Raw genomic sequence first — 19,878 nt, forward strand, 5'->3', positions numbered from 1 at the left:
CACACGGAATTATGGCAGCCGGAGATTCGGCTCTATGATATCCCGACCTCCACCGTGACGCGCATGCGCGCTCAGGTCGGGCTGGTCGTCGTCGGGGTGAAGGGCGGAATGATCGGCTGGTTGTTGTTTTGATTGTTCTGATTGTTGTTCTGGGCGTTCTGGTTATTGTTCTGGTTATTGTTCTGGTTGTTGTTCTGTTCGACGGCCGGCTGGTTGTTGTTGTTCGACCGGGTCAGGATTTCCGAAACCTGCGTGGCGTTCGTCGGATTGCTCTGGGCGAGGTTGCCGCTCTGCGACGCCTGCACCAGTCCGCGCGTCACCGTCTGGGCCGCCGTCGGCACCGCGGCGACGACGGTCTGGCTGCTCGCCGCCTTGTAGGAGTTGTCCATGACGGTGATGGCCGCCTGGGGATTTGCCTGATAGACGACCGGGTTTGAGACGATCTGAACCGTCGCTACGGCGATCGACGCCACACCCTGCGGCGCGATGCGCTGCGCTTCCGGGTTGACGATGATGCGGGCCGCCGTGGTGGCCACCTGCATCGTCTGCTGCGGCGCGCCCTGGGTCACCGGCTGTTCATTCACCGCCTGGACCGCCGTCGCGGCGACCTGCACCGCGGCGGCCGGCGAGACGGTCAGGATCTTTTCCGCCGAGGAGACCGCCTGGTTGGCGATGGTGGCGACCAGCGTCGGGTTGCTCGTCGTGGCCGCGGCCTGAATGGAGATGGTCGCCAGGTTCGCCGTGGCGTCCGGCGCCAGCCGCTGTGCGTCCGGCTGCACGAAAATGCGGGCGGCGGTGGTCACCACCGTCGTCACCTGCTGCGGCGCGCCCTGGGCAACGGCGTTGGTGCGGACGCTTTCCACCGCGACGGTCGCGATCTGCACCGCGGCCTGGGGGTTGGTCCGCAGGAGGCGTTCGGCCGCGGCGACGACGCTGGTGGCCAATGCCGCCGTCCGCTGCGGGTTGCCGCCGCTGAGGGTGGCGATGGCCTGGGACACCGCCCCCGGATTGCCGGACTGGATGGCCGCCTGCAGCGCCGGGGGCAGGGGAGCCGCACTTGCGGCGGCGGCCCCGTTGCCCTGTGCGCCATTCTGCGCCATGGCCGGCATGGCCGGCAGGATGCCGACCAGAGCGGCCACCGCGAGCGTCAGAACACTGCCCCTGTTCAACATCCGTCCCCTCCACATCCGGAACCACCGTGCGGGCTCACCGCACGGAATTACCTTGGCCACACGGAATTACCCTGGCCCGACGACCATCGACCAGTCCCTGAGGCCCGATCCCTGAGACCCGATCCCTCTGGCCAGGCAGTCCCGACGGGGCTGCCTGCAATGCCTGATTTTCCTTATTAACACAATCCTGCGGCGGAGCGAATACGGATTGACTGCGAATCAGGATTGAACCGATCCGCCGCCTGTACGTCTTCCGGCTGTGGGTCAGAGCCGCCGCTGCAGCACCCGCACGATGTCGCCGGGCAGGATGGGGGTCCGCTCGCTGGCACGGTATTCGTGCTGGTCGCCGTCGATCGTGCGGACCAGGACCACATCGCCCTCCCAGGCGCGGTAGTCGTATCCGCCCGCACGCGCCACGGCGCTCAGCACCGTCAGGCCGTTGGTGTAGGGGAACTCGCCGGGCTGGCGGACCTCCCCCAGCACATAGAAGGGGCGGAAGGTCTGCACCTCGACCGCGGCCTTGGGGTCCTGCAGGTAGGCGTCCTTCCTCAGGTGGTCCTCGATGCGCTTGGACAGCTGCTTGGCCGTGATCCCGCTCGCCGGCACGTTCCCGATCAGCGGCAGGGACACGTTGCCGGCCTGGTCGATCGTGAAGTCGCCGGACAGCCCCGCCTCGTTGAAGACGATCAGCCGGACGCGGTTGCCCGGCTCGAGAAGATACCCCTCCGTCGGATTGCCCGGCTTCATCGGCGCCTGTTCCGCCGGCAGGCCCGGGGTCATCGCGCATCCGCCGAGAAGAACACCGGCGAGGACCCCAGCCATGACGAGGCCGCGCAAAGGTTTCGCATCAAGGAACGCCAGCATGGACGACGAACTCTCCACTATGAGAAAAGCCACGGACGGCAGGCGCGCCATCGGGGCGGCGCGTCGGGGGTCGGCATGGCGCCCTTATACCCCAATATCGTCAGTGAAACGAGTGGTTGCCGCTCGAGGCGAGTGGATGGAATGAATTTGTTCGCGAAGATGATGTCCCGGCTGGGAGGCCGCTCGCCGAATCGCGGTAATGACGGTCTGCGGGAGCCGAGCGCTCCGGAGGGGACCTGCGTGTATGCGGTCGGCGACGTCCATGGTGAGCGCAAGGCCCTCGACCGCATGCTCGCCGCCATCGCCGCCGATGCGGAACGGCAGCGCGCGAACGGGTTGGAGTCGGTCGTCGTCTTCCTGGGCGACTACATCGACCGCGGCACCGACAGCTGCGGCGTGCTCGACCGGCTGTGCCGCGCCCCGCTCGCCGGCGTGTCGTGCCGTTTCCTCCTGGGCAACCACGAGGCGGCGATGCTGGACTTCATCGGGGATCCCGTCCGCGCCTCGGAATGGCTGAACTACGGCGGCGCCGAGGCGCTGGGCAGCTACGGCATCCGCGCCTCGGTCGGCACCAGCGATCCCGCCCGATGCCGGGCGCTGCGCGACGCATTGATGGAGCGCCTGCCCGACGAGCACCTGGCCTTCCTGAAAGCGCTCGAGCCCATGGTGGTGCTGGGGGATTACGCCTTCGTCCATGCCGGCATCCGGCCGGGCCGTCCGCTCGCCCGCCAGCGGACGGACGACCTGCTGACCATCCGCGAACCGTTCCTGTCCTGGCCGCACCCGCATGAGAAGACCATCGTGCACGGGCACACCATCACCCGGTCGCCGGAGGTGACGGCGGCCCGGATCGGCATCGACACCGGGGCCTACGCGACCGGAACCCTGACGGCCCTGGCGCTTCGCGGCACCGCGCGCAGCTTCATCCAGGTAACCGCCTGACGGACGGCCGTCCGGGAGGTGGGCTCCGGCGAAGCCGGACGCAAAGCCGGACGCAAAGCCTTGGGGCTGCCGAAGGCAAGGATGTGCCCGACTGCCCCGATACACGCTAGTGGATAGTGCAAATGCTCTGATATATACCACGGATGAAGCTGGCCAAAAGTGTAGGGGGCATTAGCGCTATGGGTGAGGTGTTTGCTACGGGGGTAACTGTTTCGTCCTCATCCATCGCGTCGAAGCGCCCCCTGGGGCGTCGTGCGGGGCGGCGGTCGGGCATCGGGCTGCTTGGATGCGCCGCCCTTGCCGCGGGAATGGCCGCCTCCGGGCCGGTCTGGGCACAGGTTGCCGGCCAGACCGCTCCGGGGCAGGACCCGCGGAAGGCGCATTCCGGCGCCAGGGTGACCACGGAAACCAACCTCGGCACCGATGACGAGCGCCGCAAGGACGACTCCGAGCGGATGCACGAATCCTACGACCCCAAGGGCATCGAACTCGGAAGCTTCCTGCTGCTGCCGAAGCTCGAGCTGGACACCGCTTACAACAGCAACGTCTTCGCGCAGAATTCCGATCCCAAGTCGGACTTCCTGAACACCGTGCGGCCCGAGGTCAAGCTGCGTTCGCGCTTCGCCGAGCACATGCTGAATTTCTCGGGCATGGTCGAGAAGATCAAATATTACCGGTACGGCAACGACGACCAGCTGAACGCCCAGGCCGACGTCGACGCCCGTTACGACATCGGTGCCGCGACGGAAGCCAACGCCTTCCTGCAGGCCTATGCCCGGCACGAGGAGCGCGGCAGCCCCGACGACGCCGGCGGCAGCAAGCCGACGCCGACCCGGGGGCTGACCCTGCGGTCGAACGTCAAGCACAAGGAAGGCCGATACACGCTGCTGGCCGGCATCGACGCCGACCGCCGCCTTTACGAGAATGTGCCGGGCACCGCCGCCTCGGTCATTCCCAACGAGGATCGCAACCGCTGGGAAGTGACCGGCCGCGTGCGCGGCAGCTACGAGATGTTTCCGGGCTATGCCGCGGTCACGGAGCTGTCGGCCAACACCCGCAAGTACGATTCCAAGTCCGACCGGAACGGGTTGGAGCGCGACAGCCACGGCTACCGCGCGGAAGCCGGTGTCGGCGTCGACCTGAGCCAGCTGCTGCGCGGCGACTTCCTGGTCGGCTACTTCCGCCAGGACTACAAGGACTCGCGTCTGAGCGATCCGTCGGGCCTGTCGGTCCGGGCCACCTTCAACTGGACGCCCGACAAGCTCACCATCGTCGTGCCGTCGCTCGAACGGTCGGTTTCCGAGTCCATCACGCAGGGTGCGTCGGCGCTGGTGCGCACCACCGGGTCGGTGCTCGTCCGCCACGAGATGCGGCGCAACCTGATCCTCACCGGCATCGCATCGGTTTCCCGGGACGAGCTGCAGGGCGTCAACAACCAGGATGCCTGGCTCTATGAGGGGCGCATGCGCGCCACCTACGCTTTTACCCCAGAATTGTTCGTGGCGGGTGAGGCAGCATACAAGCGCAAGGATTCCGAGCTGGACACGTCCTCCTATCGGCAGACGGTGTTCTTCATCCGGCTCGGGGCGCAGCTTTGACGGGTATCTGGTCTGGAGTTTCGTGGTGAGTCTTTTGAATCTCGTCAGCCCATCCGAACGCGAAGCCGGGACTTCCCGGACCCCCGATTTCCAGGAGGAGTTCCGCAAGCGCGTCCGGTGGGCCTGGCGGGTCCTGTGGCGTGGCAAGTTCCTGGTTCTTGCCATCCTGCTGGCGGCGCTGGTCCCGACCGTGCTGTATCTTCAGCAGATCACGCCCCGCTATACGGCCGAAACCCGGATCATGATCGAGGCGTCGCAGGTCCGCAACGCCCTGGCCGACACCATGATCCGGCCGGAGTGGATCAACGACGTCACCGTTCAGACCGAGGCCGACCTCATCTCGTCGCGGATGCTGGCGCACCGCGTGGTCGAGAAGCTGGGGCTGGCGAACGATCCGGAATTCAACCCCAAACTCCGTCCCCCCAGGCCTCTCGACAGTTTCCTCAGCTCGCTCAACCCGCTGTCCTGGCTCGCCGGCAGCCTGCCGTCGAACGAGGCGGACCCGTCGACCCTCAGCGAATCCTCCCGCGCCGAGATCGAGCAGGCCGCTCTGGTCCAGAGATTCCTGGGCGGGCTCCAGGTCGCGCCGCAGCGCCGCACCCTGATCATCGCCGTCCGCTACACGTCGGAAAATCGCGAGAAGGCGGCCCTGATCGCCAACACCATCGCCCAGCTCTATGTCCTGGACCGCCTGGAGGCGGGCTTCGAGGATACCCGGCGCGTGGCCACATGGCTCGGCGAACGGCTCGAATCCCTGCGGCGCGACGTCGTCAGCGCCGAGTCCGCGGTGGAGGAGTACCGGGCCCAGCACGGCCTGCGCCGCAAGGGCGACCAGCAGGCCACGATCAACGAGCAGCGGCTTTCCGAACTCAATTCGCGCCTCATGATCGCGCGGGCCGATCTGGCCCAGAAGCGGGCGCGGCTGGATCAGGCGCGCCAGCTCATGCGCTCCCGCGGCAGCGTGGATGCCTTTTCCGACGTCCTGCAGTCGCCGCTGATCCAGCGCCTGCGCGAACAGGAAGCGACGACGCAGCGCGAAATGTCCGATGCCCTCAAGGTCTATGCGGACCGGCATCCGCGCATTCTCGGGCTGCGGGCCGAACTGAACGAGATCCGCGGCAAGATCGCCCACGAGGTCGACAAGATCGGCACCTCGCTGTCGGCGGATGCCGAAGCCGCCGCCGCCGGCGTGCGCGCCCTGGAAAGCGACCTGAACGGGCTGCAGCGCCAGTCCGACGTGGCGGGCGAGGCGGAGGTCCGCCTGCGCGAACTCGAACGCCAGGCGGAGGCGAACCGCGGCCTGTACGAATCCTTCCTCACCCGCTTCAAGCGCGAAGACCAGCAGGAGCGGATGCAGAGGGCCAACGCGCGCGTCGTGTCGCAGGCCGACATTCCGACCTCGCCCAGCTATCCGCGCAAACTGTCCCTGCTCATGGCCGTCGGCATGGTGGCCCTGATCGGCGGCGCGATCCTGGTGTTCCTGCTCGACCGGCTCGACAACGCCCTGCGTTCGGCCGACGAGACGGAGGAACTGACCGGCCTTCCCACCCTGGCCATGGTTCCCTACCGGCGGGGCCGCGACGTCTCGCCGGTCAAGGAGATCCTGGAGCGCCCGCGTTCCGTCCTGGCGGATGCCGTCCGCAGCCTCCGCACCAGCCTGGAGATCGCCGGCGGCGAGCAGGCCCCCGTCATCATGATCACGTCCTCGGTGCCGAAGGAGGGAAAGACCTTCCTGTCCTTCTGCCTGGGGCTGATCTATTCGAAGATGGGAGGCCGGGTGCTGCTGATCGACGCCGACGTTTATCGGCCGCGCCTGCACACGCTGACCGGCACCGACGGCGAGCGGGGCCTGGCGCAGGCCTTGCTGGGCGAGGCGCAGATCGGGGACCTGATCCAGCACAACGTCGCCGGCACCCTCGATTTCCTGCCGGCCGGCCGCGCGCCCGACCTGCCCGAACTGCTCAAGGGGGCGGCCATCGAGGAGATGCTCAAGGATCTGCTCACCCGGTACGACCGCATCATCATCGACTCGCCCCCCGTCCTGGCGGTCGCCGATACCCGCGTTCTGGCCCGCCTGGCGAACCGAGTCATCTATCTGGTGCGCTGGAACTCCACGCCGCGGGATGCCGTGCGCAACGGAATGAAGCTGCTGACCGGTGTCGGGGCGCCGGTCCATGGCGTGGTCCTGTCGCAGGTCGATCAGCGCAAGCACGCCCGCTACGGCTATGGCGATTACGGACAATATTATGGACGCTACCGCGACTATTACGCCGAGTGAGCGGGAGGGGCGTGCCTCCGCCCGCCCTTCCGGAGCCAGGAAGCCGTCGTCGCCGGTCTCCGCCCTGGTCGGGGCGCTGGTGGGCGTCCTTCTGCTGGGCCTGGGGGTGCCGCAACTGGCCGCCGCCCTGTCCGCCCTCGGCGCCGATGCCGAACTGCGGGAGGTCCGCAGCGGCAACCCGCCGTCGCCGGAGCGTCTCGCCGGGGCGAGCGAGGCTCTGGCCACGGCGAACCGCTGGGATGCCAGCGGCGAGCGCGAGGCGGCGCGCGCCGTGCTCCTGACGGCCCAGGCCGAAGCGGCGGCGCCCGGCCCGGATCGCGACCGCCTGCTCGCCGAAGCCCTGGCCTCCGCCAGGACGGCCGTGCGGCTCGCTCCCGGACAGCCCCATGCCTGGGCGCATCTGGCCGCCCTGTTCGAGCGGGGCGGCGACCGCAAGCACGCGGTCGAGGCGCTGCGCCTGTCGATGCTGACCGGCGCGGTGGAGCCGGCCTTGATGATGTGGCGGCTGGAGATGGGCTTCCGCCTGCGCACCGCCATGGATGCGGACAGCCTGTCGCTCCTGCGCCGGCAGATCCGGCTGGCCTGGGTCATCATGCCCGACGAGGTCGCGACGCTGAGCAAGCGCCCGGATGCCTATGATCTGGTGGACGAGTCCCTCTCCCTGCTGAGCGAGGAAGAGATGGCCCATTATGTCAGGCTGCACGGCAAGCGCTGACGGCTGCGGCCATGGCGGCGGCCATGGCGGCGGTTATGGCCGCAGCTGTCGCTATGGCCGGCGGCTTGCGGCCAGCGGGTCCGCCAGCGGATCCGTTTCGTGGAAGAAGAAGAAGTTGTTCACATAGCCGGGCGTGCCCGGCGCCGCCGTCTGGAGGGACCGCGCGTCCACATCCCAGGGCAGCGGGCGAAGCCGGCCCTCCTCCAGCCGGAAACGGCGGTAGCCGGCCGGTTCCAGCAGGGCACGCACCCTGTCATGGGCGCCGGCGCGGTGCCTCTCCTCCACTTCGATCATCAGCCGCGGGCGGTCGCGCAGGATCACCCCCATGGCGCCGGCGATCACCGCGGCCTCGTGCCCTTCCACATCGATCTTCATCAGGCCGACCGGGTCCAGCGCCTCCTCGTCCAGGCGGACGGTCTGCACCGTCAGCTGGATGTAGCCGGGCTCGTTCTCCAGGGAGAAGATCGGATTTTCACCCGCAATGCTGCCAATTCCCGAATTCCCGTTCTGAAAGACGAGGCGGGCGGTGCCGCTGCGGTCCGACAGGGCGACGGAGCGCAGCCGGATGTTGGGGCGGTTCAGGCGGGAGATGGCCGGATGGCAGCCGGGATTCGGCTCGTAGACGATGACCCGTGCCGCATGCAGGGACAGCCAGTAGGAATATTCCCCGGCATTGCCGCCGACGTCGACGGCGATCCGGCCGGGGGGGCACAGCGGCCCCAGGGTGAAGAATTCCCGTTCGAAATGCCGGTCCCGCCGCCAGATGCGGAATTTGAGCCACCACAGCGGAAAGCGATGCTCCAGATGGCGGGCGAGCCGCCGTTTGAGCGTCCCGATCACGGTCTTTCCTCTGCCCGAACCTCTGGCCGAACCTCTGGCCGAAGCCGGCTGCGACCCATCGGACCCATCGCCATGATGATGGCGACGAGGATCATGAGGTTCATGACCGACTGGATCGTTACCTGGGGCCCGATGTCGGCGATGTCGGAGTTGCAGTAGGTAAAGTAGAGGGTTGAGAAGCCGAACGGCAGGAAATAGTTCTTTTCGCCATTTCCGTAAATAATTCCTAGCCCGGATAGATAGAAAAACAAGATAACGATATTGACAGGGATAAACAGGTAGTCTCCAAAATATGCATATGTCTCTGCAAATACTCCATAATTCATATTCGTGAATGTGTGCAAGATGGTGTATTCTAAGATTTCTCCTCCCCGCGGTGGGCGTTCGATGCCAAGCGGCTGCAGGATCACGTTGGGAATGGCGTAGAGAAACTGTCTCAGGAAGGTTTCGCCGCCGAAGGTCCCGCTGTCCTGGACGAAAGCGACGACCTCATCCAGGGGGTTGGGGCTGAAACGGTCGAGAAAGCCCAGGGGTTCGCCGTAGTAAAGGCGGGTGTCCCAGCTGTAGTAGAGGCTGTCCAGCCCTTCTTCGCGCAGGGTGCGTCCGAACGGATCCAGCAGGTCGGACGCGATGTTGAGTGTTTCCCGAAGAAAGCTGGTGACGCCCAGGCCGCGCTCGATCCCGCGCTGCAGGTCGATCAGCGGAAAGATGATCAGCTGCATCAGGACGACCATGGCCATCACCGGCGCCATATGCCTGAGCCGGATTTTTCCGCCGTACGAGAGATAGGTCGCGATGAAGGCGATGCCGCCTCCCAGCATGATCAGCCGGACATTCTCCCAGAAGCCCTGCAGGACCGTGAGCAGCAGGGTCGCCAGGACCCAGGGATCGATGAAGCTCTTCCCCTCCGACAGCACTGCCCGCCGTGCCGTCGTGGCCGCCACGGCAAGCGGAAGGAGGTTCGCCATGTAAAGCAGCAGGACAAGCCCCTGTCCTTCCTCGTAGGCCATGGCGTCCGCCGCCCGGCTGAGGCCGGCCAGATGCCGGGCGATGATGGAGAACAGGGTCAGCAGGGTGGCCACGATGGCCAGCCCGGCCAGGAATCGCGGGTCCTGGGGTGGGGAAACAAGCCCGGACGACCGTCCGAACAGGACCCGGATCGCCATGCCGGCGGCCATGAAGACCAGAACGCCCATGAACAGGACGAAAACCGTCCCGACCGGGGCCTGGAGGTGGCTGTCCGCCGGCTGGCCCACCAGGATCTTCACCCACTGGGCGATGAAGAACAGCTTGCTGTACGAGGCAACGAACAGCAGCGATCCCATGCTGGAGATCCCGCCATTCATCCGGATCACCGTCGGGGTCAGCAGAAAGATCGCCAGCGATATGACGGCGAAAAGCGGCGAGGTGCCCAACACGAGCTGGAGCAGGAAGGTCAGGACCGAGACCACCCTCCAGCCGTCAAGCAATTGTCCGTGGTTGTCCGCCCGCCCCGCCACCGTCGCCCCCGAAAAAGCATCCCCTGAAAGCCGCGGCAGTTCAGCGTGAATCGAAGCCGGACGCAAGGATCATGCTATGGTTGAAAAAGCGGACATTCCCCTGGCCGGGGAGACGAATCCGCTTGCGATTGTGGCCAGCGGTGATTGTGATTGACGCAACGGGCGGCCGGTTGCAGCATTCCCGCCTTTTTCCCCGCTTTGCCTGGACGACGGCTTGGTCACCGAAGCGCGCAAGACGAACGCCATCCGCGGCGATGCCTTCATAGAACGGTATTTCTCGGGCCTCGTGCTGGACATCGGTTGCGGCGATGACCCGGTGGTTCCCCATGCCCGGGGGTTCGACCGGCAGGATGGCGACGCGAACCGTATCCTGGACCATCTCGCGCCGGCGCAGTTCGACTGCGTCCACAGCTCGCATTGCCTGGAACACATGTCCGACGTGCCCGCGGCTCTCGCCCAATGGTGGGCGCTGGTGAGGCCGGGCGGCGTGCTGGTCCTGGTCGTGCCCCATGAGGATCTGTACGAACAGGGCGTCTGGCCGTCCCTGTTCAACAGCGACCACAAGGCCAGCTTCCGCCTGGACAGCCCGGCCAGCTGGTCCCCCGTCTCCCATGAGCTGCGGGCACTGCTGTCCGCCCTGCCGGATGCGGCGATCGAGGAGATCGCCGTGCAGGATCACGGCTATGACCATGGCCTGCGCCGCCCGATCGGCGCCTGGGGGCGCGGGCTCTACTCCCTGGGCTCCTGGCGCTCCGCCATCATGCGGCGGCTGTTCGGCGGGGGGGCGGCGGTCGGATGGGCGGACCGCCTGCTGACCCGGCTGGAGCAGCGGCTCGGCCGGCCGGTGGCCCAGACGGACGGCGGCGCCCTGGCGCAGATCCAGGCGGTCGTCCGCAAGACGGCCGCATCAGGCACCCCGGCGGCGTAGCAGCGCCAGCGGCGACAGCACCCCACTCCGCAATCGGGGCCACAAGCCGGCCAGCAATCGGCGCGGCAGCAGGAGCGGGACGGCCGGCGGCCCGACCAGCAGGGTCCAGATCCCTCCGGTGACGACCAGCTGGACCAGGGTTTGCGGCGCCGTCAGGGCGAACAGCCCGGCCGCCGCCCCGCCCGCCAGGGCGGCCCCTCCGATCCCCGCCAGGATGGCCGGAAGCAGATGCGCGCGGTGCAGATGGAAGATCCGGCATGTCCGCCGCAGAGCCAGACCGCCGACCGCGGCCAGCTCTGCGATGGCAACCGCGATGCCGGCCCCCAGGGCGCCGGTCCAGGGGATCAGGATCAGGCAGAGGACGACGCTGAGGACGGCCTGGAGGAGGGATGCCAGGACAAGGGCGTCCGCATGATCCGTCAGCCGCAGCAGCGCGCTGCTCAGCAGGCCCGGCACGACGAGCAGGCAGGTCGCCAGGAAGACCGAGGCCAGCAGCGGATCGAAGGCGATGGCGCCGTGGGTCCAGACGCGGAAGACCGGCTCCCCGGCGACCAGCAGCAGCCCGGCCAGCATCCCCGCCGCTCCCCCGGCGACCCGCCCGGTCAGGCTGAACAGACGCTTCAGCACAGACTCCTCGCCGCGATGGTGCTGGCGCGTCATCTCCATGGCCGAGGACAGCACGACCTGCGAGACGATCTGCCGCAAGGCGCCGGCATAGGTCCGCATCGTCGTGAACAGGACCACGGCCAGCCCGTCCGGCATCAGCCGCTGCAGGAACAGGACCGGCAGATGCTGCAGCAGGGGGGTGGTGGCGATGGTGACGGAATGCAGGCCGGAGCGGAACAGGATCCGCCCCACCTCCCCGCGCTCCGGCCAGCGGGGGCGGAAGCCGACGGCTGGGTGGCTCCGCCGGATCACCGCCAGGGGAAGCACCCATCCCACCAGGATCGCCACGGCCAGGAACGCGATGGCGGCGGCCAGCAGCCCGCCGCCAGCCGTCACGACCGCGATCTGTGCGGCCAGCCCCAGAAGCTGCTGGGCGCCGCCCAGCCAGACGGCGAGCGGAAAGCGGCCGAACGCCGACAGGACGCTGCCCAGGATCGGCCGTGGCACCAGCAGCAGGGTCGCCATCGAAAGAACCAGCGTCGCCGTCCCGGCATCCGGCGCGGTCAGGCCGAGCATGGCGTCCAGCCCGGCCAGCCAGCCCAGGACGACGAGCCCGGCCCCCGGAACCAGCACGCCGGCATAGAGGCCCAGCCCGACCGACAGCATCCGGCCGACCCCGCTGGTGTCGTCGCGGCCGGCTTCGACCATCATGCGAGCGCCCAGATGGGCGTTGATCCCCAGCTCCAGCAGCACCAGCAGCCCGGCCAGGGCGTTGATTGCGAGCCAGTCGGCATAGCGTTCGCTTCCCCAATGGGCCAGGAAGACGGGAACCGCCAGGATCTGCAGCACGCTCCAGGCCACCATGGTGATGCCCAGCGCTCCGGTCCCGGAGATCAGCCGGCCGCGCAGGCCGGCCGGGGCGCCTGCGGGCTGGGGGGACGGAGGTGGCTGGCTCATGCGCGCCCGATGACCTTGGACAGGAACGCCGGCGGGTGCGCCACCCGCGCGGAAGCGATCTTGTGGGGCGGCGATCTTATGGGAACGGGTGACAGCGGCCAAAGCGCTTTGTGGTCCCGCGCCCTTGGGCGGGAGTTTCGGCGGGGATTTTCGCCGTGGAGTTTCGTTTGACAGGGCGCCCCATGCTTCCGATGATCCCGCCGCGCCGCGATCATGGAGACGACCTGCCGTGCGACGGATGGGCATAGCTCTCATCAGCCATCTGTTCGGACGATGCCGTGCCGATTCCGCTTCCAATTCTTCTGGCAATTCCGCCGTCGGCCCCGCCTCCAATTCTTCTGGCGCCCGGCGACCGCATGCCGTCGTCGTCGCCTTCGAGAAGGAACTGGGATCGGGCATGGCCGTGACGCCCCTCTTCTCCGTCCTGCGGCGCGCCCGGCCCGACATGACCGTCACCCTTGCCGGCTCGGCACTCATGGCGGAGATCGCGGCTGGAAACCCGCATATCGACCGCATCCATATCCTGCCGCCCCCGTACCGGACCCCGTTCCGCGCCGCCCTTGCGGCGCGCCGTGCCGTCCCGGCGGATGCTGACGGCTATGACTGGCTGATCACGACGGCGGCGGCGCGGCGCTATGCTCTGGGGCTGGTGGCGGCGGCGATCCCGGCGCGACGGCGCTCGGGATTGGGAACGGCGGAGGCTCTGGCTCTCTATGATGCACCGCTCGCCTATGACTGGTCCGTCAGCATGCAGGCGAACAACCTGCGTGCCCTGCGGCCGCTCGGCGTCGCCCTGCCGGAAGAGCCCGGACGGGGGCCGGAGCCGGAACTCCATTTCGCCCCGGACCTGCCCGGAACGGTGGATGGCCTGCTGCGGGCGGAGGGCATCGACCCGTCCCGCCCCATTGCCGTCCTCGCTCCGCAGACCAGCGGCGGGCAGCCGACGGACTGGTTTCCCGACCGCTTCGCGGAGCTGGCCGACCTGCTGGCCGAACGCAGGGGGCTGCAGCCCGTCTTCGTGGGAACGGCGGCGGGGGCGGAGCTGATCGACGGCATCCGCGGCAGGATGCGCGGCCCGGCCGCCTCGCTCGCGGGCCGGACCGGCATCGCCGCGCTGGGTGCGCTGTTCGCGGGGGCCGATCTGGCGGTCTGCCTGGACAGCGGCGCCATGCATGTCGCCCGTGCCACGCGGGTGCCGCTGGTGGTCGTCGCCTCGGGCTGGCAGGAGCCCCACCACTGGCTGCCGCTCGGGGTGCCGACCTGCCGGATCGTCTCGGCGGCCGGGGACTGGTGCGGCGGCTGCTCCGGGGGGCATTGCCCGGACCGCAGCTGCATGAAACGGGTCGCGCCGGCCGACGTGCTGGCGGCAGCCGACGACCTGCTGCTGACTTTTCCTCCTGCAGCCGCCGCAAGGGCGGCGCGGGTCGCGGCCTGCACCGGAGCGCCCACCCCATGAAAGCCGTCGTCTCCACCATCGGACGCTTCCACAGCGTCAACCAGGCTCTGCAGCTCCAGGCGCGGGGCGCCCTGGCGGCGCTGTTCACCGGCTATCCCCGCTTCAAGCTGCGGGACAGCGGCATCGACCCCGACCGGCTGCGGAGCTGGCCCTGGCTTCAGGCCCCCTACATGGCACTGATCCGCTATCCCTGGTTCCAGAGCCGTCTGGCCGGCGAATGGGCCTGGCGGGCGCAGTCGATGCACGACCGGCACGTCGCGGCCAACCTGCCGGAGTGCGACGTGGCGATCGTCCTGTCCGGCATGGGGTTGCGCACCGGCCGCGCCATCCAGGAACGGGGAGGGCGCCATGTCTGCGACCGCGGGTCCAGCCACATCGGGTTTCAGGACGACCTGCTGCGCGAGGAGTACGGGCTGCACGGCTTCGCCTGGAAAGGCATCGACCCGCGGGTGAAGGCCAGGGAGCTTGCCGAGTACGAGCGTGCGGACGCCATCGCCGTGCCGTCCGGCTTCGTGCGCGACAGCTTCATCGCCCGCGGCGTGGCGCCGGACCGGCTGCGCCTGCTTCCCTATGGCGGCGACCTGTCGCGTTTCCGGCCGCTCGGTCCCAAGGACGGTCATTTCCGCATCCTGTTCGTCGGTCAGCCCGGCATCCGCAAGGGGCTGCCCTATCTGCTGCGCGCCGTGCGCCGTGCCGGCATCACTGGAGCCGAACTGGTCCTGACTGGACTGGAGCAGCCGGAAACGGCGACGCTGCTGGGGCGAGAGGGCGGCGGATTGTCGGTGACCATGACCGGGGTGCTGCACGGGGACGACCTGGTGCGGGAGATGTCGCGCGCCTCGGTGCTGGTGCTGCCCTCGGTGGAGGAGGGGCTGGCCATGGTGATGGCCGAGGCCATGGCCTGCGGCACGCCGGTGATCGCCACCACCAACACCGGTGCCGCCGACCTGTTCACCGATGGGGTGGAGGGCTTCATCGTGCCGATCCGCGATCCGGACGCCCTCGCCGACCGGCTGGTGCGTCTGGCCGGCGATCCGGCGCTGACGGCGGCGATGGGGCGGGCGGCCAGGGAGCGGATCCGGTCTTTCGGCGGCTGGGACGATTACGGACGCCGGCTCCATGCGGCGCTGGAGGAGCTGGTCCGCCCGACGGCGTCCCCTCCGCTCACTCCAGCCCCAGCTCCCGCCGGCGCGCCGCCATGACGGCCGCCGCCCGGCGGGTCAGCTCGGCGCCCATCTCGGGATCGGTGGCGCGGAAGACGGCGGCGATCCGCTCGTCGTTGGCATAGCCCGACGTCCAGGCCCGGCGGCAGCCGGCCAGGGCCACGCGCTCGCGCGCCGCGTCGTCCTTCAGGTAGAAGCGGATCTTGTCGGCCGCCTCCTCCACGGAGCCGAAGAACTCGGCCTCGCGCCCCTCCTCGAAGGCGGCGCGGTGGCCGTCGCTGCGCACGGCGAGCAGGAAGGAGCCGCTGGCCGTGATCTCCATGGATTTGTGGGCGCAGGGATCGTGATGGCTCCGGGTCAGGAAGGCCAGATTGACGCGGGCGTCCCAGATGGCCCGGCGATAGGCCTCGCCATACATGGCGGGAACCAGTGCTACCCCCGGACGGCGGATGCGCGGATGCCGTCCCCACCGCGCCCCCCCGATGCGCAGCGCGATCCCGCGGTCGGCCAGAGCGGCCAGGAAGGCGGGACGCTCTTCATAGGGGGAGCCGACATAGGACACGTCGACGGAGCGCGCCGGCGGCCATGGGGCGGCGGGGTGGTTGACGAAGGGATCGAAGGGCACCGGGAACAGCGCCACCGTCCCGGCCCCGGCGGCGCGGTAATCGTCGACGCTGCTGTCCCGCGGCACCACATTGACGTCGAACTGGCGGATGGTGCGGCGAAAGACATGCCAGCCCGGCTCGTTCATGACGTGGAACGGGTTGTCCAGGGTGAAGCTGTAGAGACGCCGCCCGGCCTGCTTCAGGCGGTCCAGCGCCCAGGGCCGCATCCACAGCGGCTTGTCGAACCAGACCCGGCCGGCGGCCGGCGTTTCCAGGCAGGCGCGCACCACGTCGCGGTTCAGCCGCGCGATGGCGGGGCCGGCCATCAGCCGGTCGCGCAGCCGGCGCAGCAGCGGCCCGCCCGCCCGCATGTAGGGCCCGACGTCGAACGCCCGCACCCGGACACCCAGCCGCCGGAACGCCTGCAGCCGGTGGAAGCACGATCCGGTTTCGCAGAGGTCGCCGACATAGACGATCTCCATTCCTTCTCTCCTGCGTCGATTGCGATCCGGAGTGTGCATCAAAGGGTCAGAGCACCCGTCCGGGCGTCCTGATCCGCCGCACCAGCCTTGCCGTCAGGACGCGGATGATCCGGAACGGCAGCAGCATCGGCATCAGGACGGGCATCAGGGGGGCCGGAAGCCTGACGCCCATGCTGTCGCTTTCCGTCGGGCGCAGCAGGGCGAGCAGATGGCGCAGCGCCGCCCGGGGATGGCTGTAGAGGGCCATGTCGGACCGCATGACCCGAAGCTTTCCGACCCGGCGCAGCGCCTCGTTCTCCGACATCGGCGGCAGGGCCCAGATCGCGCCGGTGATCCGTTCCGCACGCCGCAGGATGGGAACATCCCGGCGCGGACAGGGGACGGCCACGGGCGGCGCCAGTCCGGTCAGTCCGGCGACCAGCCGGACGGCCATGGCAAGATGGCGCTCCGCCCCGCCCTGTTTCGCGAAGACGACGGCCTCTTCCCAGTCGGCGGCGGGGCGCCGGGTGGCGGCCATCAGGTCGGCCAGCCAATAGAGTCGGGACCAGTGGTGTCGGGCGGCATGATGGGCGGCATAGGCGATGGTGGCCCCCGGCGACAGTGTCCGGACCGTCCGCCCGTTGATGGTCACTTCGCCGGAGTGGCGGAAGGGATCCAGGACCCGGCCGGGAAAGGCAATGTCGCCTTCGCTCAGCTGCGTGTGCAGTTCCACCGGCGGCCCCCCGGTTTCGGAGGCCAGGAAAATCGCATTGACGTGCCGCGCCAGCAGGTCGGGACGGGTTCCGTAGCCCAGGCCGCGGAGCAGCGCGATGGCCGCCTCCTTCTGGGCCGGTCGCACCAGCAGGTCGATGTCGCGGCAGGACCGGGCCTGGGCGTTGCCGAACAGCAGCATCGCCTGCGCCGGCCCCTTGAGAACCAGAAGGTCGATCCCGGACTTCTCGAAATGCCGGGTGATCGCCAGCATCCTGGCGGTCGCCAGCAGGGATTGCCGGGCGACCTCGCGCTGCCAGTCGAGGACCGTCGGGCCGCCGCCCGTCCCCAAAGGCGTTTCCGGCGGAATCGCCCCGGCGAGAAGAGGGGCGAGACGATGATGCCGGGCGAGTTCGAAGACCGCCGTCCAGTCGGGATCCGCCGCAGGAACCGGCAGCGTCCGGCCGCCGAAATGCGCCGACAGGGCGGCGAGCAGATGGCGCTGCGGGGGCGGCAGAACCGGTATCAGCTCCGGCATCAAATCCGGCAGCGCGGCCCCAAGGCCGCCCGTCACGTCCGCCATCGTTTCCGCCATCGTCATTCCCGATCCGCCCGGTCGCGTAGCGCGGTTCCTGCCACGGCCCGGGTCTCCGCCACGGACTCCAGCCGCCGGACCCGTCCTTCGTCCAGATCCAGGACCAGATCGGCGGCCCGCCGGGTCTGGTCGCGGTGGGTGACGGCCAGGATTGCCATCCGGCCGCGCAGCCGGTCCAGGGTCCGCAGCACCAGCGCCTCCGACCCGCCGTCGAGCGCCGATGTCGCCTCGTCCAGGATCAGCAGGCGCGGACGGCGCAGCAAGGCACGGGCGATGGCCAGCCGCTGGCGTTCTCCGCCGGAGACGGAGCTGCCGCGATCCCCGACGACCGTGTCCAGGCCCAGCGGCAGCGTGCGGACGAAATCGGCCGCCGCCGCATCCTCCAGCGCCGCCCACAGCGCGTCTTCGCCGGCGTCGGGGGCGGCCAGCAGCAGGTTGGCGCGGATCGTGTCATGGAACAGGAACGAGTCCTGCGGCACGACCGCCACCTGCCGCCGCCATGCCGGGAGCAGGCCGGGCGTCACCTCCACCCCGTCCAGCCAAACCCCGCCTTCGGTTGGCCGGGCCAGACCCGCCGCCACATCGGCCAGGGTGGATTTGCCGGCCCCCGAAGGGCCGGTGACGGCCAGCAGCGCGCCGAAGGGCAGCTCCAGCTCCACCCCGTCCAGAGCCCGTCGGCCGTCGGCCGTGCGCAGCCCCACGCCGCGGAAGGACAGGCTGCGGGTGAAGGGGGGCAGGCCGCCGTCATGCACCGCGTCCTGCACCGCCGGTTCCGCTCCGACCCGCAGCCTGTCCAGCATCTCCTCGTAGATGACGAGGGCGGGCAGGCCGCTTTCCAGCTGCCGCCAGACCCGCATCCCGCCCAGCCCCCGCTGGACCAGGCGAACGAAGGTCAGGATGACGACCAGCGCCGCGCTCAGGACCTGGTCCAGCCACAGGACCGCCACGGCCACGGCCACGGCCGCCATGGCGGCGGCGGCAACCACCAGCGCCGCCTGCTCCCCGGCCTGGATGCGGGCGTGCCGGGACTGGAGCCGGCGCAGCTCGGCGAAACGCCGCGACAGGTTGGCGCCGCGCACCGCCTCCGCTCCGAACCCCTTGATGATGCGCAGCCCGGCCAGATCGTCGGTGACGTCGGCCATCATGTCGCGCTGCGCCTGCCCGATGCGCAGGCCGATGTCGAAGCCGCCATGCCCGATGCGCCGGATCAGCAGCAGGCCCAGGCCGGACAGCAGCAGGGCCGACAGGGTCAGCAGCGGGGACAGCAGCAGGGCCGACAGGAACAGGATCGGCAGGGTCAGGGCGGCGATGCCCAGATTGAGCAGCGCGTCATGGCACATGCCCAGCCGGGCCACCTCGCCCGCGATGATCTGCTTGACGTCGGTGCCGCGCAGTTGCTGGAAGGCGGGCCAGGAGACGTGCAGCAGGGCGGCGTGCAGGTCGCCGCGCAGCCGGTCGACGAATCGGTTGCGCTGGTCGTTCCCCAGGATGTTGCGGGCGGCGGTGATGGCCGCGGCCCCTGTGATCAGCAGCAGGTAGAGCCCAAGCCCCTCCAGCAGCCGGCCGGCCGGCGCCTGTCCGCCGCTGCCGACGCCCACCAGTTCCAGCACGGGCACCAGCAGCAGCAGGCCGGCCCCTTCCGCCAGCGAGGCGGCCAGACCCAGGCCCAGCATCAGGGCCATCCGCTTCCGGCCATAGGAACCGGCCAGCAGGAGAAGGAACCGCCGCGCCGCCGCGACGGCGGGCGAAACCATCCGGTCCCGCCGCCGGGCTTGCCGCACTTCATGCCATGCCACGTGCATGATCCTTCCCGGGCCTCGTGTCGCAGGGATCGCATCGGGGCGCATGATAGGGCTTCCCCCGGCAAAGACATATGCCGTCGTTCCTGCGGGAACCGGCCCACGGGCTCCTCGACTCTTCCGGTGCCGGGCTCAGGCCCGGGGCGACCAGCGCATGAACAGCCGTGACGGGCCCGTGTCCGTCACGGCGAAGCCGTGGCGTTCATAGAGCGCGCGGGCCCGCGGGTTCATCGGATCCACCGCGAGATGGACGCTCCCCTCCGGGATGGCGGCGGCCATCTCCTGCAGGCGGCGCAGCACGGCGCTGCCCGTTCCCTTTCCCCGCTGATCGGGCAGCAGGGCGATGTCCACCAGATGGAGGGCGGGCGTGGAGAGGTCCAGGTACAGGCGGCCCACCGGATCGATGCGGTCCAGGATCAGAAGAAAGCTTCCGGCGGCGAATCGGCGGACATAGTCGGTGTGCTGTGCGTCGAACTGCTGGTCGCAGAAGGCGCGCTTCATCTCCTCCGGCCACCCGGTCGGCGCCAGTTCATCCTTGCGCGTGTGGCGGTAGAGGCGGCGCAGGAACGGAACATCCGCCATCCGGCAGTGGCGCAGACGAAGCCCCGGAACGGAAAAGACAGGCCCCCCGGAAGGGGCCTGTCCCTGGCTTGGAAACGGCGGCAGAACCGCCGTTCGTCGGTCCGACA

Annotated in this window: 16 protein-coding genes; 7 read left to right on the plus strand and 9 right to left on the minus strand. The window is 69.2% G+C overall.

The annotated features are described in order from the left end of the window. Positions 1 to 71: 71 nt before the first annotated feature. Both PWS46_RS28755 and PWS46_RS28760 read right to left on the minus strand, forming a co-directional pair. On the minus strand, positions 72 to 1,172 hold the full coding sequence (locus PWS46_RS28755) for a hypothetical protein (RefSeq protein ID WP_434625550.1): 1,101 nt from the start codon (positions 1,170 to 1,172) through the stop codon (positions 72 to 74). 264 nt (positions 1,173 to 1,436) lie between these two features. Further along, positions 1,437 to 1,952, minus strand: coding sequence for a polysaccharide biosynthesis/export family protein (locus PWS46_RS28760; RefSeq protein WP_434625552.1), 516 nt, complete (start codon positions 1,950 to 1,952; stop codon positions 1,437 to 1,439). Positions 1,953 to 2,177: 225 nt separating this feature from the next. On the opposite strand from PWS46_RS28760, the gene PWS46_RS28765 reads away from it, so the two are divergent. From PWS46_RS28765 to PWS46_RS28780, 4 genes are all read left to right on the plus strand, one after another. After that, a complete protein-coding gene (locus PWS46_RS28765) occupies positions 2,178 to 2,978 on the plus strand; it encodes a metallophosphoesterase family protein (protein ID WP_434625553.1) in 801 nt (266 codons plus the stop codon). Positions 2,979 to 3,373: 395 nt separating this feature from the next. Continuing rightward, entirely contained in the window at positions 3,374 to 4,576 is a 1,203-nt protein-coding gene (locus tag PWS46_RS28770; protein ID WP_434625555.1) for an outer membrane beta-barrel protein, read from the plus strand. A 25-nt stretch (positions 4,577 to 4,601) separates the two neighbouring features. Next, positions 4,602 to 6,854: a GumC family protein gene (locus tag PWS46_RS28775; protein WP_434625557.1), complete on the plus strand. Its 2,253-nt coding sequence runs from the start codon at positions 4,602 to 4,604 to the stop codon at positions 6,852 to 6,854. After that, positions 6,823 to 7,569, plus strand: coding sequence for a hypothetical protein (locus tag PWS46_RS28780; RefSeq protein ID WP_434625559.1), 747 nt, complete (start codon positions 6,823 to 6,825; stop codon positions 7,567 to 7,569). Before PWS46_RS28775 ends, PWS46_RS28780 begins: the two co-directional genes overlap by 32 nt. A 51-nt stretch (positions 7,570 to 7,620) precedes the next feature. Here PWS46_RS28780 and PWS46_RS28785 read toward each other — a convergent pair whose 3' ends face one another. Beyond that, a complete protein-coding gene (locus tag PWS46_RS28785) occupies positions 7,621 to 8,409 on the minus strand; it encodes an FkbM family methyltransferase (protein ID WP_434625561.1) in 789 nt (262 codons plus the stop codon). Then, on the minus strand, positions 8,406 to 9,974 hold the full coding sequence (locus PWS46_RS28790; RefSeq protein ID WP_434625563.1) for a hypothetical protein: 1,569 nt from the start codon (positions 9,972 to 9,974) through the stop codon (positions 8,406 to 8,408). The genes PWS46_RS28785 and PWS46_RS28790 overlap by 4 nt, the downstream gene beginning before the upstream one ends. Positions 9,975 to 10,122: 148 nt before the next feature. On the opposite strand from PWS46_RS28790, the gene PWS46_RS28795 reads away from it, so the two are divergent. Next, positions 10,123 to 10,836: a methyltransferase domain-containing protein gene (locus PWS46_RS28795; RefSeq protein ID WP_434625565.1), complete on the plus strand. Its 714-nt coding sequence runs from the start codon at positions 10,123 to 10,125 to the stop codon at positions 10,834 to 10,836. Here the strand turns inward: PWS46_RS28795 and PWS46_RS28800 are convergent. After that, positions 10,816 to 12,399, minus strand: coding sequence for a lipopolysaccharide biosynthesis protein (locus PWS46_RS28800; protein ID WP_434625567.1), 1,584 nt, complete (start codon positions 12,397 to 12,399; stop codon positions 10,816 to 10,818). The genes PWS46_RS28795 and PWS46_RS28800 overlap by 21 nt on opposite strands. A gap of 397 nt (positions 12,400 to 12,796) precedes the next feature. Here PWS46_RS28800 and PWS46_RS28805 point away from each other — a divergent pair, with 397 nt between their 5' ends. Together PWS46_RS28805 and PWS46_RS28810 are read left to right on the plus strand one after the other, a co-directional pair. Then, a complete protein-coding gene (locus PWS46_RS28805; protein ID WP_434625569.1) occupies positions 12,797 to 13,855 on the plus strand; it encodes a glycosyltransferase family 9 protein in 1,059 nt (352 codons plus the stop codon). Beyond that, positions 13,852 to 15,057: a glycosyltransferase family 4 protein gene (locus PWS46_RS28810; RefSeq protein WP_434625570.1), complete on the plus strand. Its 1,206-nt coding sequence runs from the start codon at positions 13,852 to 13,854 to the stop codon at positions 15,055 to 15,057. Before PWS46_RS28805 ends, PWS46_RS28810 begins: the two co-directional genes overlap by 4 nt. On the opposite strand, the gene PWS46_RS28815 is transcribed toward PWS46_RS28810, so the two are convergent. The 4 genes from PWS46_RS28815 to PWS46_RS28830 all read right to left on the minus strand — a co-directional run bounded on the left by PWS46_RS28815 (position 15,020) and on the right by PWS46_RS28830 (position 19,771). Beyond that, the gene (locus tag PWS46_RS28815) at positions 15,020 to 16,105 is read right to left on the minus strand and encodes a CgeB family protein (protein ID WP_434625572.1); all 1,086 of its coding nucleotides are present in this window, start codon (positions 16,103 to 16,105) and stop codon (positions 15,020 to 15,022) included. The genes PWS46_RS28810 and PWS46_RS28815 overlap by 38 nt on opposite strands. Before the next feature lie 46 nt (positions 16,106 to 16,151). Beyond that, positions 16,152 to 17,396, minus strand: a complete 1,245-nt coding sequence (locus PWS46_RS28820; protein ID WP_434625574.1) for a nucleotidyltransferase family protein — start codon at positions 17,394 to 17,396, stop codon at positions 16,152 to 16,154. Further along, complete coding sequence (locus PWS46_RS28825; RefSeq protein ID WP_434625576.1) at positions 17,393 to 19,144, minus strand: ATP-binding cassette domain-containing protein; 1,752 nt, start codon at positions 19,142 to 19,144, stop codon at positions 17,393 to 17,395. The genes PWS46_RS28820 and PWS46_RS28825 overlap by 4 nt, the downstream gene beginning before the upstream one ends. A gap of 177 nt (positions 19,145 to 19,321) precedes the next feature. Continuing rightward, the gene (locus PWS46_RS28830; protein ID WP_434625578.1) at positions 19,322 to 19,771 is read right to left on the minus strand and encodes a GNAT family N-acetyltransferase; all 450 of its coding nucleotides are present in this window, start codon (positions 19,769 to 19,771) and stop codon (positions 19,322 to 19,324) included. Positions 19,772 to 19,878: the final 107 nt, after the last annotated feature.

Source organism: Azospirillum sp. B2RO_4, assembly GCF_051124815.1.
GTDB lineage: Bacteria > Pseudomonadota > Alphaproteobacteria > Azospirillales > Azospirillaceae > Azospirillum.

Coding starts and splice junctions, on each gene's coding strand:
- PWS46_RS28755 (WP_434625550.1), bottom strand. CDS start 1,172: ATGTTGAACAGGGGCAGTGTTCTGACGCTCGCGGTGGCCGCTCTGGTC.
- PWS46_RS28760 (WP_434625552.1), bottom strand. CDS start 1,952: ATGACCCCGGGCCTGCCGGCGGAACAGGCGCCGATGAAGCCGGGCAAT.
- PWS46_RS28765 (WP_434625553.1), top strand. CDS start 2,178: ATGAATTTGTTCGCGAAGATGATGTCCCGGCTGGGAGGCCGCTCGCCG.
- PWS46_RS28780 (WP_434625559.1), top strand. CDS start 6,823: ATGGACGCTACCGCGACTATTACGCCGAGTGAGCGGGAGGGGCGTGCC.
- PWS46_RS28800 (WP_434625567.1), bottom strand. CDS start 12,399: ATGAGCCAGCCACCTCCGTCCCCCCAGCCCGCAGGCGCCCCGGCCGGC.
- PWS46_RS28805 (WP_434625569.1), top strand. CDS start 12,797: ATGGCCGTGACGCCCCTCTTCTCCGTCCTGCGGCGCGCCCGGCCCGAC.
- PWS46_RS28810 (WP_434625570.1), top strand. CDS start 13,852: ATGAAAGCCGTCGTCTCCACCATCGGACGCTTCCACAGCGTCAACCAG.
- PWS46_RS28815 (WP_434625572.1), bottom strand. CDS start 16,105: ATGGAGATCGTCTATGTCGGCGACCTCTGCGAAACCGGATCGTGCTTC.
- PWS46_RS28820 (WP_434625574.1), bottom strand. CDS start 17,396: ATGACGATGGCGGAAACGATGGCGGACGTGACGGGCGGCCTTGGGGCC.
- PWS46_RS28825 (WP_434625576.1), bottom strand. CDS start 19,144: ATGGTTTCGCCCGCCGTCGCGGCGGCGCGGCGGTTCCTTCTCCTGCTG.
- PWS46_RS28830 (WP_434625578.1), bottom strand. CDS start 19,771: ATGGCGGATGTTCCGTTCCTGCGCCGCCTCTACCGCCACACGCGCAAG.